Source organism: Streptomyces soli, assembly GCF_003999195.1.
GTDB lineage: Bacteria > Actinomycetota > Actinomycetes > Streptomycetales > Streptomycetaceae > Actinacidiphila > Actinacidiphila soli.
The window spans coordinates 94,478-107,434 of the sequence record NZ_RJVR01000120.1 but is presented as its reverse complement, the minus strand read 5'-3'; the positions used below and the strand labels follow the sequence as shown (position 1 = coordinate 107,434).

The 12,957-nt window shown below is 70.9% G+C and carries 10 protein-coding genes and 2 pseudogenes; 4 read left to right on the top strand and 8 right to left on the bottom strand.

From position 1 onward, the window contains the following. Positions 1–94: 94 nt before the first annotated feature. From EFK10_RS10430 to EFK10_RS10420, 3 genes and pseudogenes are all read right to left on the bottom strand, one after another. Positions 95–670 carry a DUF732 domain-containing protein gene (locus EFK10_RS10430; RefSeq protein WP_164835921.1) on the bottom strand — a complete coding sequence of 192 codons (576 nt, stop codon included), beginning with the start codon at positions 668–670 and terminating at the stop codon, positions 95–97. Next, entirely contained in the window at positions 667–2,217 is a 1,551-nt protein-coding gene (locus EFK10_RS10425) for an efflux RND transporter periplasmic adaptor subunit (RefSeq protein WP_164835920.1), read from the bottom strand. Before EFK10_RS10425 ends, EFK10_RS10430 begins: the two co-directional genes overlap by 4 nt. 217 nt (positions 2,218–2,434) lie before the next feature. Then, positions 2,435–2,584: pseudogene (locus tag EFK10_RS10420) on the bottom strand (transposase); the annotation flags it as partial. Between the two features lie 261 nt (positions 2,585–2,845). Here EFK10_RS10420 and EFK10_RS10415 point away from each other — a divergent pair. The 4 genes and pseudogenes from EFK10_RS10415 to EFK10_RS10400 all read left to right on the top strand — a co-directional run bounded on the left by EFK10_RS10415 (position 2,846) and on the right by EFK10_RS10400 (position 7,274). Next, a complete protein-coding gene (locus EFK10_RS10415) occupies positions 2,846–3,733 on the top strand; it encodes an alpha/beta hydrolase (RefSeq protein WP_127355438.1) in 888 nt (295 codons plus the stop codon). An 81-nt stretch (positions 3,734–3,814) separates the two neighbouring features. Beyond that, positions 3,815–3,961, top strand: a pseudogene (locus EFK10_RS10410) (transposase); the annotation flags it as partial. 259 nt (positions 3,962–4,220) lie between these two features. Continuing rightward, positions 4,221–5,024, top strand: a complete 804-nt coding sequence (locus EFK10_RS10405; protein ID WP_127355437.1) for a 3-hydroxybutyrate dehydrogenase — start codon at positions 4,221–4,223, stop codon at positions 5,022–5,024. A gap of 336 nt (positions 5,025–5,360) precedes the next feature. Next, entirely contained in the window at positions 5,361–7,274 is a 1,914-nt protein-coding gene (locus EFK10_RS10400; protein WP_127355436.1) for a helix-turn-helix domain-containing protein, read from the top strand. 163 nt (positions 7,275–7,437) lie between these two features. On the opposite strand, the gene EFK10_RS10395 is transcribed toward EFK10_RS10400, so the two are convergent. From EFK10_RS10395 to EFK10_RS10375, 5 genes are read right to left on the bottom strand one after another with little or no spacing between them, the layout of a single operon-like run. Then, positions 7,438–8,559 (bottom strand): branched-chain amino acid ABC transporter permease, encoded by a 1,122-nt coding sequence (locus EFK10_RS10395; RefSeq protein ID WP_127355435.1) that lies wholly within the window; start codon positions 8,557–8,559, stop codon positions 7,438–7,440. Next, the gene (locus EFK10_RS10390; protein WP_127355434.1) at positions 8,556–9,443 is read right to left on the bottom strand and encodes a branched-chain amino acid ABC transporter permease; all 888 of its coding nucleotides are present in this window, start codon (positions 9,441–9,443) and stop codon (positions 8,556–8,558) included. Before EFK10_RS10390 ends, EFK10_RS10395 begins: the two co-directional genes overlap by 4 nt. After that, entirely contained in the window at positions 9,443–10,291 is an 849-nt protein-coding gene (locus EFK10_RS10385) for an ABC transporter ATP-binding protein (RefSeq protein WP_127355449.1), read from the bottom strand. Before EFK10_RS10385 ends, EFK10_RS10390 begins: the two co-directional genes overlap by 1 nt. Positions 10,292–10,299: 8 nt before the next feature. Next, complete coding sequence (locus EFK10_RS10380) at positions 10,300–11,106, bottom strand: ABC transporter ATP-binding protein (RefSeq protein ID WP_127355433.1); 807 nt, start codon at positions 11,104–11,106, stop codon at positions 10,300–10,302. A 3-nt stretch (positions 11,107–11,109) separates the two neighbouring features. Beyond that, positions 11,110–12,357, bottom strand: coding sequence for a substrate-binding domain-containing protein (locus tag EFK10_RS10375; protein WP_127355432.1), 1,248 nt, complete (start codon positions 12,355–12,357; stop codon positions 11,110–11,112). Between the last annotated feature and the right edge of the window lie 600 nt (positions 12,358–12,957).

Here is a 12,957-nt window from a genome sequence, read left to right as displayed (position 1 = left end):
CAGTCGGGGCACTCAACGTTCTACGGGCCGGGCTGGTCCATCGCGACGCCAACCCGGCATAGCGAGAAGCCCCCGGGTTCAGCCGGGGGAGGAGTCACCAACCGAGCGACTTCGCCGCCGCACTGATGGCGGCCTCCTGGCCGGGACAGAACGCCTCAGCAGCCAGGTCAATGATCACCCCGGCGTCCTGGGCGGAGAAATTGCTAGTCAGCCGCTCGGCGGTAGTGCTCACCGGCGTGCCGTGGTCGGCGTCGATACACACGGATTGGCCAGCCGAATCGAGGGTGTCGTCGGGGATCGGTGCCAGGTCCGGCGCTTGGTTGCGCACCGCGTCGGCAAACGCGCTGGGGGTGAGGGTGAGCGTCGGAATCGCGGCCGGCGTCGGCGCCGGCGTGACGTTGCCGCCGTGGGCCCATATGGCCACGCCTACGGCCGCAGCGATAGCCAGCATGAGGAGGCAGCTGCAGCCGTAGCCGCCGCTCGTCTTGTTGTCGGAGTCCTGCGGACCGCTGTCGTGCACGGCCGCGTCGCGGTGCCGGTACGTCTTCGTCAGCGACCGCACCTCGATCACCGGCGCGGCGCCCCAGGGACCGCCCGTGTGCGTCCCGCGCTCCACGGGGGCGGCGCCCGCCGCCGACCTGGGCGGGCCCAGCCACAGGGCCGGGCTCATCCGCCACCCCCGCCACCGCCGCCGGGACGGAACCCGCCACCGCCGCCGCGGGTGCCGCCCGGGAAGGCGCCGCCGGGGAAGCCGCCTGTCCCGGTCGAGGAGACCGTGGCGATTTGGACCTGCTCGCCCTGAGTCAGGCCGCTGGTGATCTGGTCGTAGGTGTCACCCTCCACGCCCACCGTCACGCTGGTGCGCTGCGTGGTGCCGTCCGCCTTGACCACCGTCACCGTGCGGTTCGTGCCGGTCCCGCTCACCGCCGCCGTCGGCACGTACAAGGCGCTGGAAGCCTCGCCCGTAACCACCTGGATGCTGGCGCTGAGCCCGATCATGAGGTTGGTGATCGGGCTGGTGATGTTGAGCGTCGCCGCGTACTGCACGGCACTGCCCGAGTTGCCGCTGCCGCCGCCCGAGGATCCGCTGGTCACGGGCAGGGAACTGATCGACAGCACAGTGGCGTTGAGCACCGTGCCGGGCTCGGCATTGATGGTGACCGTGGCCGGCTGGCCGGGCTGCAGTTTGAGCGCGTCGGCCTCCGAGAAGTCGGCCGTCACCTGCATCCCGGTTGGGTTGGTGATCACCACGAAACCCGTCTGCGTGGCGGAGGAGCCAGTGGAGCCATTGCCGGAAACAGCGGTCGAGCCCGAGCCGGAACTGGAGCCGCTGCCCGTGCCGGAGACCGTCTCGCCGACCTTGCCGGCCACCGTTGCCGCCGTGCCGCCGACGGGGGAGGTCAGCACGGTTCCGGCGACCGCGCGCTGCGCCGCGCTCACCGCGTTTTGTGCCTGGATCAACTGCAACTGGGCTTGGGCGAGTTGGACCGGGTCCACGGACGCGGACGGGCTCGCCGTGGCGGTGTCGGCGACCGCCTGCACGAAGGACACGTTCTGGGCCCCGGGACTGCTGGTGCCGGTTGGGCTGGCGGAGGGGCTGGGCGTGGGGCTGTGTGTGGTGCCGGTGGGGCTGGCGGAGGGGCTGGGCGTGGGGCTGTGTGTGGTGCCGGTGGGGCTGGCGGAGGGGCTGGGTGTAGGGCTGTGCGTTGCGCCGCTGCGCGTCGGCACCGACCCGGACGGCTGCGTTGCGGATCCGCCGATGCCCGCCGAGGCGCCGGTTGACCCGCTTCCCGATCCGCCGCTGGACCCCGTCGGGGTGGAACTCGCCTGACCAGCCTCGACCTTGCTGAGGTTGGCCTGGGCCGCCGTCAGCGACGCCTGGGCCTGGGTGAGCGTCTCATTTGCCGCGGTCGCGTCGACCTTGGCCAGCACCTCCCCCTTGGTGACCTTGTCGCCGGGCTTGACGTCCACTTCGGTGACCCGGCCGCCGGTGGTGAAGTTGACTCCGACATCGCTCGGCGAAACCAGTGCCCCGGAGCCGGACACCATCGCCAGCACCGTGCCCTTGGCGACCGCCACCGCTCGCGTGCCGGTAGGCGCGCGAGTGCCACTGCCACTGCTCACCGCCGCATAGGCACCGCCGACGGCCGCAAGGAGCACCACGCTCATCACCGAGTTCATCAGGACAGCCCTGCGCCGCCGTGGAAGCACCCTCATGGCGGGGAATTCTGGCTGCCCGCTCCTTGGAATCCCTGATAGAAATCTGGGAGTTCCCTGGGAGCCCGGCCTTCGCGAATACCTCACTAAACTCAACCAAAAACGCCAAACCATACCAGCGCTCGTCGCATTCTGCGGCCCCGCGCCGCACCACCCCCCGGGAACTCACAGTCAATTCCCAGGCAACGTCCACACCGATGCGGTTTGCCCGGTCCTACGGCCCGTACCGTTCCGGAACGTCCCGCCACGGCGCACCGGTCCTGGTCCGCCACCGTATGCCGTCGATCAGTTGCCGCCGCGACCACGTCGGCGGCCGGCCCGACTTCTTGCCCACCGGCAACAACGGCCACTCCGCAGCCCTGGACAAGCCTCATCGTCCCAGCTCAGAGGCACTTTCGCGTTTCCGCTCAAGATCCGGACACAGCCCCAAGTGAAACGCGCAGGCTAGTTGATGTACTACTGATGGCGGGAGCCGCACCGCGTAGGCGCAACCAGGGCCGCGACCGGCCGGGACACCAGTACGTCGTCCCAGCAGGCCCGGCAGCGCCTCTTGCGCACGCCCATGAGGAGACGCGGTCTTCCCCCGACAAATCCGCCGGCCGGCGCCAACCCGACGACAGGACGCGCAATGAAACCCGAACTACTCCACGTGCCGCTGCCTGACGGCGACCTCCACGCCCTGCGCTGGGGCACCGGCGAGCACACCATCCTCGCCCTGCACGGCACCACCGGCTCGGCTGTCTCCTGGCAGACCGTCGCGCACAACCTTCCCGAGGACTGGTCCCTGACCGCCCTCGACATACGCGGCCGCGGTGCCAGCAACGGCCTGCCAGGACCGTACGGCCTGACCCAGCACGTCGGGGACGTCCTCGCCAGCGTCCGCCACCTCGGCGGCTCCCGTCCGGTACTCACCGGCCACTCGCTCGGCGGGTACATCGCTCTGCTCGCCGCCGCCGAACAGCCCGCCCTGTTCGAGCGGCTGGTCCTGGTCGACGGCGGACTGCCGCTGCCCGTCCCCGAGTACACCGACCCGGACGCCGCGACGGAGGCGATCCTGGGTCCGGCCCTCACCCGGCTGCGCCAGACCTTCCAGACTCCCGAGGACTACTTGGACTTCTGGCGCGCCCACCCGGCGTTCGCCCACAACTGGAGCGAAGGTCTGGAGGACTACGTCCGCTACGACCTCGTCGGCGAGCCCGGCGCCTTGCGCTCCCGCGTCATCGAGGAGGCCGTCCGTGTGGACGGCAGGGACCTGCTCATTGCCGGCGACAGGCTCAGCAAGGCGCTGCTCGGCCTCGACCTGCCCACCCTGCTTCTGCACGCCCCCCAAGGCATGTTCGGCGCCCCGCCCGGCCTGCTCCCCGCCGAACTGGTCGCAGTCTGGCAGCAGCGCGCCCCGCGCCTGCACACCGAACTGGTTCCCGGCACCAATCACTACACACTGTTGTTCGACCCTCAGGCCGCAGCCGTGGTCGCCTCCCGGCTCACCGAGTCGGCGAGCAGCCAACTCCTCTAGTGCGGCGCCCGCGTTGGTTCACCGGGTCCGTCCAACGATTGAGGACAAGCGCGGCCGAAGGCCGCGCAACCCGGTGAAGGTGGGCTGATGCTGGACGGCCGAAGGATGTCGATTCAACCGATGGCTGAGCGGTTGCCCGATGGCGACATGCAGGCCCTGCAGCAGTTCGTGAACCAGTCGCCCTGGGATCACGCCGCAGTATTGCGGGCGGTGGCCGTCAAGACGGTTCCGGTTGCGTCGTCGCGGTGAGGGCGGATGAATCCGCTCACCCGTACGACGCCGCGCCCGCCTGGAGCGGACATGGCTGGGCCTACCTGATCGCCCGCTGGCGTGATCGCCACCAGTGAGGGCCTTGAATCGCGTCGTCACGGGACCAGAGGCCTGGTCGGCGCAGGGATCAGATGGGGTGGTCCGCTACGTCCGGGCGATAGATTATGGCCGTACATTACATGGGACACACGCAAGATCCTCCATAGCGTTTCCAGCCATGGAGAGTACCCACAAGCCCGGCAACGGACCGTCCGCCGGTTCAAGGCCCGATCGCGACAGTTTCCTGCTCGGGCGCACCGCACTGGTCACCGGTGCGGCCAGCGGGATCGGGCGCGCCTGCGCCACGGCCCTCGCCGCCGCCGGTGCCCGGGTGTACGTGGTGGATCGGGCGGCAGAGGCAGCGGAAGCAGTGGCCGAGCAGATCGGCGGCATCGCACATGTGGTCGATCTGTCCGTCCCGGACGCCGTGGATGCCCTGCCGGACGACGCGGACATCGTGGTCAACAACGCCGGCCTGCAGCATGTCGCCCCGGTCCACGAGTTCCCGCCGGACCGCTTCGCGCTGATCCAGCGCGTGATGGTCGAAGCCCCGTTCCGGATCCTGCGCCGCACCCTGCCCCACATGTACGAGAGCGGTTGGGGGCGGGTCATCAACATCTCCTCGGTGCACGGCCTGCGTGCCAGCCCCTTCAAGTCCGCGTACGTCACCGCCAAGCACGCCCTGGAGGGGCTGAGCAAGGTGGTCGCCCTGGAAGCCGCCCCGTACGGCGTGACCAGTAACTGCATCAATCCGGGCTATGTCCGCACCCCGCTGGTGGAGGACCAGATCGCCGACCAGGCGCTCGTCCATGGCATTCCGGCCGCGGAGGTGGTGGAGCGGGTGATGCTGGAGCGCACCGCGATCAAGCGGTTGATCGAGCCGGAGGAGGTCGCCGAGGCCGCGCTGTGGCTGTGCGGTCCGTACGCCGGCTTCGTCACCGGCACCTCACTGCCCCTGGACGGCGGCTGGACCGCGCAGTGACGGATTCCACGACGTCCGCCGCCTCGCGCGGATGCCACAAGGCAGGCCGAGGGCCACCACCTGCCCGGGCGGCCGCACCGCCGAGCCCGCAGCGTGCCGGCCGCGAGGCACTTCCCGCCATGTTCCAAGGTGACGCCGAGATGGCCGCGAACGACCCGTCCGACCAGCCCCAGGCCCACCGCAAACGAAGCCACGCCGGGCCGGGCCGGGCCGGGCGCGGCAACCGCACCGCCGTGTCCTGACCGGCGTACTCTCCGGATGCTGCCCGAGCCCCTCCGGCCGGCCAGGCGGCCCGTAATACCCCCTACCGTCCCTCGTGCCACGATGGCGAGCAGCATGTCCGAACCATTGATCGCCACCGCCCTGCGCCGTCTGCTCGAACTACTCGCCGACGGCGCTCCCATTGATGACCTCGAAGGTCCCCTGGCGGCTGCCCGCGCCGCCGACGCGGAGCCGGACCAACTCATCGGGATCGAGGACGCGACCTGGCTTGCCCTGCGCGTCCACCGCACCCTGGGCCAGCACCGCCGCAGGGAGGCCGAGCTCGCCGCGCTGTTCGATACCGCCGGGGACCTCGCCGCGCTGCGCGACCTCGATGCCGTGCTGCGGTCCATCGTCCGCAGAGCTCGGATGCTGCTGGGCACCGACACCGCGTATCTCACCCTCCCCGACGAGGAGGCCGGGGACACCTACATGCGCGTCACGGACGGCTCGGTCTCCCCGCTGTTCCAGATCCTGCGGCTGGAACTCGGCCGAGGTCTCGGCGGCCTGGTGGCGCAGACGGCCCGCCCCTACGCCACCCCGGACTACCGCACCGACGAGCGCTTCCGCCACACCCACACCATCGATACCGGGGTACAGGAGGAGGGGCTGGTCGCCATCCTCGGCGTGCCGCTGCTGCTGGGTTCCCGCGATGGCGGGAAGGTCATCGGCGTACTGTTCGCCGCCGACCGCACCCCCCGCAACTTCTCCCCGGACGAAGTGGCCCTGCTGAACTCACTGGCCGCGCACGCCGCCATCGCCATCGATACCGCCAAGGCCCTCGCCGACACACATGCCGCCCTGGCCGAACTCGCCGACGCCAACACCGTCATCCGCGAGCACTCCGCAGCAATGCAGCGCGCCGAGGAGGCCCACGACCGGCTGACCGACATCGTCCTGCGTGGCGGTGAGGTACCCACTGTCGCCGCCGCCGTCGCGGAACTCCTCGGCGGTGGCATCACCGTCCACGACCACGAAGGCAAACGGCTCGCCCGGATCGGCACCGACCAGGACATCGCCGCTGCGGAAATGACTGCCGCGGTGGCCGACTCGCGCGCCGCCGGCCGAGCCGTGCCTCGTGGCGGCCGCTGGATCTGCGCAGTACTGGCCGGACCGGAACTACTGGGCAGCCTCGTGCTGCACGCCCGCCCCCGGCTGGAGGACCCCGACCGCCGGGTCTTCGAACGCGCGGGTGTGGTCACCGCGCTGCTCCTGCTGTTCCGCCGTTCGGTCGCCGAGGCCGAGAACCGCATCCGCGGGGAACTCCTCACCGATCTGCTCACCGCCCCTGACCGCGACCCGGACGGGCTGGTCGAACGGGGCCGCCGGCTCGGCACCGATCTGGACCGTTCGCACCTGCTGCTCGTCGCCGAAACCGCCGTCCCGGCACGGGCCAAGCTGACAGCGACCGCCCGGCAGTATCTCTTCGGCCGGGACGGGATCAGCACCGAGCACGCCGAGACGGTCGTCATGCTGCTGCCATATGACGGGACGGCGCCTGGCGAGGCCGCCCGGGCCGCCGCGGCGCAGCTCACCCACCTTATGGCCGCGCCTGTCACGGTAGCCGCCGCCGGCCCCGCTGCTGGGCCGCTGGCCCTCGCTGCCGGTCACGCCGAGGCCGTCCGCTGTCTTCGCGCCCTTCATGTGCTGGATCGCACCGGCGATGGCGCCGACGCCGCCGACCTCGGCTTCCTCGGTGTACTGCTCGGCAACGCACACGACGTCGACGGATTCATCACCACCGCGCTCGGCCCCCTCCTGGACTACGACGCCCGCCGCGGCACCGAACTCGTCCACACCCTGGCCGTCTACTTCGCCTGCGGCGGCAGCCTTACCCGGGCCAAAGACCAGCTGCACGTACACGTCAACACCGTCGTACAGCGGCTGGACCGGGTGGAAGCCCTGCTGGGAAAGGGCTGGGACGACCCGGACAGGGCCCTGGAACTCCAACTCGCTCTGCGCCTACGCCTGTTCGCGGGCCACCACTGATCAGCGTCCGTGCCCCCGTCCGCAGGGCGGGGGCACGCCGGGGCTCACGCACACCGGCTGATCGTGGCAGCCAAGGCGGCGCGCGTCCGAACCCCGCCCGCGGCGGGCGGGGTTCGGACGCAGGAGCCGGGGCCGCGTCGGGCTTCTTTCGCGCCGCCCCCGCCTATCCGGGCGACCGCTTGCTCGTCCGCGCCTCGCGCAGGTGCCCGGGCAGCCGTACCACGCCGCCCGGCAGCACGTAGACCACGACGACGAAGATCGCGCCGAGCAGGAACATCGGCTGCGAGAGCGGTACCCGCAACGCCGCCGGAAGCCCGGCCACGCTTCCGGAGCCGGCCAGGTCGCCCAGCCGGTGGTCGGCCCAGGTGTAGAGGACGCCGCCGATCAGCGGTCCCCAGCGGCTGCCGGAACCGCCCAGGACCACCATCACCAGGAGCGACAGCGTGAAGTCCGAGGTGGTGGTCTGCGGTGTGGCGCCCCCGGTGAGCAGCAGGTAGACGATTCCGCCGAGCGCCGCCAGGGTCCCGGCCAGGACAAAGGCGAGCAACTTGAAGCCGTACGGACGTAGGCCCAGTACCTCGACCCGTCGCTCGTTCTCCTTGATGCCCTCCCAGACCCGTCCAGTGGGCGAGCGGACCGCCCAGTGCACGGCGACGAGGGTGATCACCAGGTAGGCCAGGGCGATCCAGTAGAGGTTGGCGGTGTGCTGGATGCCGACCAGGGAGGCGGGCAGCTGCTGCGCCGGCGCCGCTCGGCCCTCCTCACCCCCGGTGATGCCACCGGGATCCCGTTCGACAAGGATGGACCCCGCCTGGGCGAAGGCCAGTGTGACCATGGAGAAGCCGATGCCGGTGACCCGGAGGCTGACCGAGCCCAGCAGCGCGGCCAGCACGGCCCCGACGAGCAGTCCGAGCAGGGCGGACGCGACGAACGGCAGGCCCGCTTCCAGCGTGATCGTGTTGGTGGCGTAGGTGCCGGCGGCGAAGTACAGAGCGTGGCCGAAGGACAGCAGCCCCAGGCGGCCCACCAGGAGGTCGTATCCGGTGGCGAGGGCGCCGAAGACCAGACAGAGCGCGAGCAGTTGCAAAGTGCCCGGGCTGCCGATCGGCCCGTCGAACACGCCCGGTACCTGCAGCGCGCTGTACGGGGCGACAAACAGGACGAGCAGGAGCACGCCGGGCCACCAGCGTCCGGCGCGGCGCAGCCAGCTTGGCGAGGACCGCGGCCTCGCCCGGCCGGGGGCCTCCTGCCGGGTCGGCTCGGCAGTGGGCGTGGTCGTACTCATGCGAGCCTCCCGGTGAGTCCGCGCGGCCGGATCAGCAGCAGTGCGGCGAGCATGACGACGACCGCGAGGTCGCCGAGGCCGGCGGCGGTGTAGTAGTTGGCGAACTGCTGGACGAGGCCGACGCCGACGGCGGCCACCGCGGCTCCCGTGATCGAGCCCATGCCGCCCATCACCACGACGACAAACGCGAAGATGAGCAGCGAGGTGCCCTGCCCGGGGTCGACCGAGCCGAAGTACAGGCCGCCGAGCGCGCCGGCGAGGGCGGCAGCGGCGCCGCCGATGGCGAAGACCAGGGTGAACGCCTTGCGCACGTCGATGCCAAGGGCGGTGACCATGGCCCGGTCCTCGACGCCGGCACGGACGACGAGGCCGTGGCGGGTCCGGCCGAGGAAGAGCCTGAGGGCCACCAGCACTACCAACGCGGCGGCGACGAGCACCAGTCGGTTGACCGGTATGGCCGCGCCGAGCAGCGGAAAGGTGCCGGAGAGCGCCGCGGGGCCGGGGAAGGTGCGGGCGTCGGAGCCCCAGATCGCCGAGAGCAGTGCCGGAGCGGCCAGGCCCACGCCTACGGTGGCGAGGATCTGTTCGCGAGGTCGGGTATAGAGGGGGCGGATGACGGCCAGTTCGAGGAGGACCGCGGCGAGGGTGCCGACCGCCGTGCCGAAGGCCACCGCCAGGACGAAGCCGAATCCGCTCCGGCCGGCTCCGGGGAGGTTCCCGCTGGCGGCCCACCAGGCACCGTACGCGCCGATGGAGAGCAGGGCCCCATGGGCGAAGTTCAGCACGTCCATCAGACCGAAGATCAGCGAGAGGCCGGAGGCCACCAGGAAGTACAGCGCGCCCAGTCCCAGTCCGGTGCAAGTGAGCAGCACGATCGTGGCCATCAGGGGGTTGCCTCCGTGTTCGCTGTGCCTGCGGCCTTCCCCGCGCCTGCGGCAGCCGGCCGGTCCTCATCTGCTGCGGACGGTCGTGGCGCCGTGGGTTCGAGCGCTGTTCGTGGCTGCGCTTCTGCCGGGGTGCCGGCGTCGTGGCGGCCCACTCCGAGCAGGCGGCGCAGCGCGTCGGCGTCCGCGAGCAGTGCGGCGGCGGGGCCGCGATGCACGGTCCGGCCGTCTGCGACGACGGCGCAGTGTGCGGCGAGGCGGCGTACCAGGGCGAGGTTCTGCTCGACCAGCAGGACGGGTACGGCCTCGGCGGCCCGCTCCAGGACCTGGGCGACTTCGGTGACCACCTTGGGGGCGAGGCCCTTGGTGGGCTCGTCCGCGATGATCAGCCGGTTGCCGTTCAGTAGGGTGCGGCCGATGGCGACCATCTGCTGCTGCCCGCCCGAGAGGGTTCCTGCGGCTTGCCGGGCGCGTGTCTTCAACTCGGGGAAGAGCTCGTGGACGAGGGGGTAGTCGGGCTCCCCTGCTCCTGCACGCTCGGCCAGCCGCAGGTTCTCCGCGACGGTGAGCGAGGCGAATACCCCACGGTCCTCGGGGGCGTAGCCGATGCCACGGCGGACCAGGTTGTGGGTGGCCAGGCGGACGGTTTCCTCGGCTCCGAGCAGCACGCTGCCGGTGCGGGGGACGAGTCCGAGGATGCCCCGTACGGTGGTGGTCTTGCCCGCGCCGTTGCGGCCGAGCAGGGCGGTGACGCCGCTCGCGGCGACGTCCAGGTCCACGCCGTGCAGGATGTGCCGGCCGCCGATGACGACCCGCAGTGCCCGCACGCTCAGCAACGGCTCGGTCAGCTCGGATGTCACAGCGCCTCCCCGAGGTATGCCTGCTGGACGGTGGTGTCGGCCATCACGGCCTGGGGTGTGTCCAGGGCCAGCAGGGTGCCGTGATGCATCACGGCGAGCCGGTCGGCCAGACCCAGCAGAACGTCCATGTGGTGCTCCACCATGAGCACGGTGCGGCCCTCGTCGCGGTGCAGGGAGCGGATGAGCTCGGTCAGGGTGGGCACCTCCTCGGCGCTCACGCCGGCCATTGGCTCGTCCAGCAGCATCAGCCGAGGTTCGCCGACCAGCAGGACGGCCAGTTCGAGCTTGCGCTTCTCACCGTGGGACAGCGATCCGGCAAGCGTGTCGGCGCGGTGGGCGAGGCCGGTGCGCTCCAGGGTCCGGGCCACCTGTTCCGAGTACCGCCCTGCCCGGCGCCAGAACCCGTACGAGCCGCCCGTGGCTGCCTGCGCGGCCAGCCGGATGTGCTCGGCCACGGTCATCGCGGGCCAGAGGCTGGAGGTCTGGAAGGTTCGGCCCAGACCGCGCCGGGCACGCGTGGACACGGACTCGGCCGTGACGTCGGTGCCGTCCAGCTCGACGGTGCCGCTGGTGGCCTTGTTGAGCCCGCTGATCAGGTTGAACAGAGAGGTCTTGCCGGCGCCGTTGGGGCCGATGAAGGCCAGGAACTCGCCTTCATAGACGTCCAGGGAGACGCCCTGCAGGATGGTGGCGCCGCCCACCGCCCAGCCGACACCGCTCAGACGCAGGACAGGGGCGGCGGTCGTCGCCCCGGTCGCCGCGCCCTCGGCGACGGCGGGTGCCGTTGCGTTCCGGGGAGCCATGGTTCAGCCTGCCATCTTCTTCACCGGCGGCGCGACCGCAGACATCGGGAAGGACTTGACCAGCTTCGGCTTGGCCGTGGCGCCGGAGCCGGTCAGGTTGGCCTCGAACATCGGCTGGAGCAGGGCGTGGTCCTGAGCGCGGACCTGCTCGGCGCCCTTGACCCCGTCGAAGCTCCAGCCCTCCAGCGCCTTGACCATCGCTGAGGTGTCGGTGGCGCTGCCGGACTCAATGGCGTGCACGATCATCTGCGCCGCGGTGAAGCCGTCCGGGCTGAACAGGTCGGGCGTGCCGCCCGCCTTGGTGATGCCCTTGATCATCGCTGTCTCAACCGCATTGCCCCCGCCCGCGCCCGGGAAGTAGTGGGCAAGGAAGGACAGTTTGCTCCCACCGGCCCCGAAGACCGGGTAGGAGGCGGTGCCGGCCATCCCGGTGACCACCTTCGTGGAGTTGAGGACTCCCTGCTGGTTCATCGCCGTCCACAGCGCGGGAGCGGTGGCTCCGGCCCAGGCGACGAAGACCAGGCTGGGCTTGCCCGACTTGACCTGCTGGGCGAAGGGGGTGAGATCGGTCGCGCTGGGCGGCGCGAGCACGGATCCCACACTCGCGCCCTTCGCCCCGAGCACCGCCTTCACCGCCGCCACGTTGGCCTGCCCGAAGGCCGTGTCCTGGGCCACTACCGTGACCTTCCTGCCCTTGGCGTCGCCGAGCATCGCGGCGGCGGTGAGGATGTCCTGGTAGGACTGCCGCCCCGAGCGGAAGGTGTACTTGTTGATGCCGGTGATCGCGTCAGTGGCCGCCGCACCGTCGATGTACAGCACCTGGTTCTGCGCGGCCAACGGGGCCATCTGCAGGGCGACTCCGGAGTCGGTGGTCCCCGCGATGATCTTGTAGCCCTTACCCATCAGACCCTTCGCGTCGGCGACGGCCTTCGCCGGGTCACCTGCGTCGTCCTGTTCGGTGACCTCGATGGTGTGGCCGCCGGCCTTTCCGGTGCCATGCGTGGCGTAGTCCAGGCCGGCCTTGAAGCCCTGCTCGTACTGCGCGCCGTAGGCAGCGAGCAGCCCGCTGCGGGAGTAGACCAGCCCCACCTTCACCGGAGCGCTCGCCGAACTGCCGGCGGAGGCTGCGCCGTCCGAGCCCGCGGTCCCGGCGGCGGCGCAGCCGGCCAGTAGGGTGCCCGCGGCGACAGCGGCGACAGCGGCGATAGCGACGGCGGATTTTGATCTGGTGTTCGTCTGGCTGAAACGCATGGTGGCCGGCTCCTGAGGGTCTGTCGCCATCGGGCGGCGGGAGGCGGCCTGTCCGTTCGGCTGCTCTCCCGACACCGCCGCGGGCGGCGGTGGTGTCCCGCTGTGGTGTTTTGCCCGAACCGTAGGAGCCGCTGGGCGGTATCGGTATGTGGGTCGGTTCCACTTCATACTTGCGGCTGGTGTCGGCGGCCGACATGGACAGTGCTGGAGCATGTCGGGAGGGTGAGTAGGCCCGGCGCTTGCCCAACCACAGGGCCGCGGCATCAGCATCGATCGATCCGGATCCCGCCTGAGACCGCGCTCTTCGGGGACCTTCGCCACGCCAACCCCGGCCGCCACGCGGGCATATCCGCGTTCGAGCTGGACAGCTCAGAGCGCTTCTTCAACCGCCACCTCCTCGAAGTCGGCGCTTCCGCTGCAGCCGGGTAGCCGTCAACTGCACAACGGGGTCTGGTTGGTCCTCCGGCATGTGGACCGGCGCGTCGGTGCCCGTGCGCTCGGCCACGATCTCCGGAAGTGCGGATGTCTCCTATTCTCGGCTACTGATCCAGGGGCGATAGGCGGTCTTACGGGACGAGGTCGCTTCGTTCGGCCGGCGGT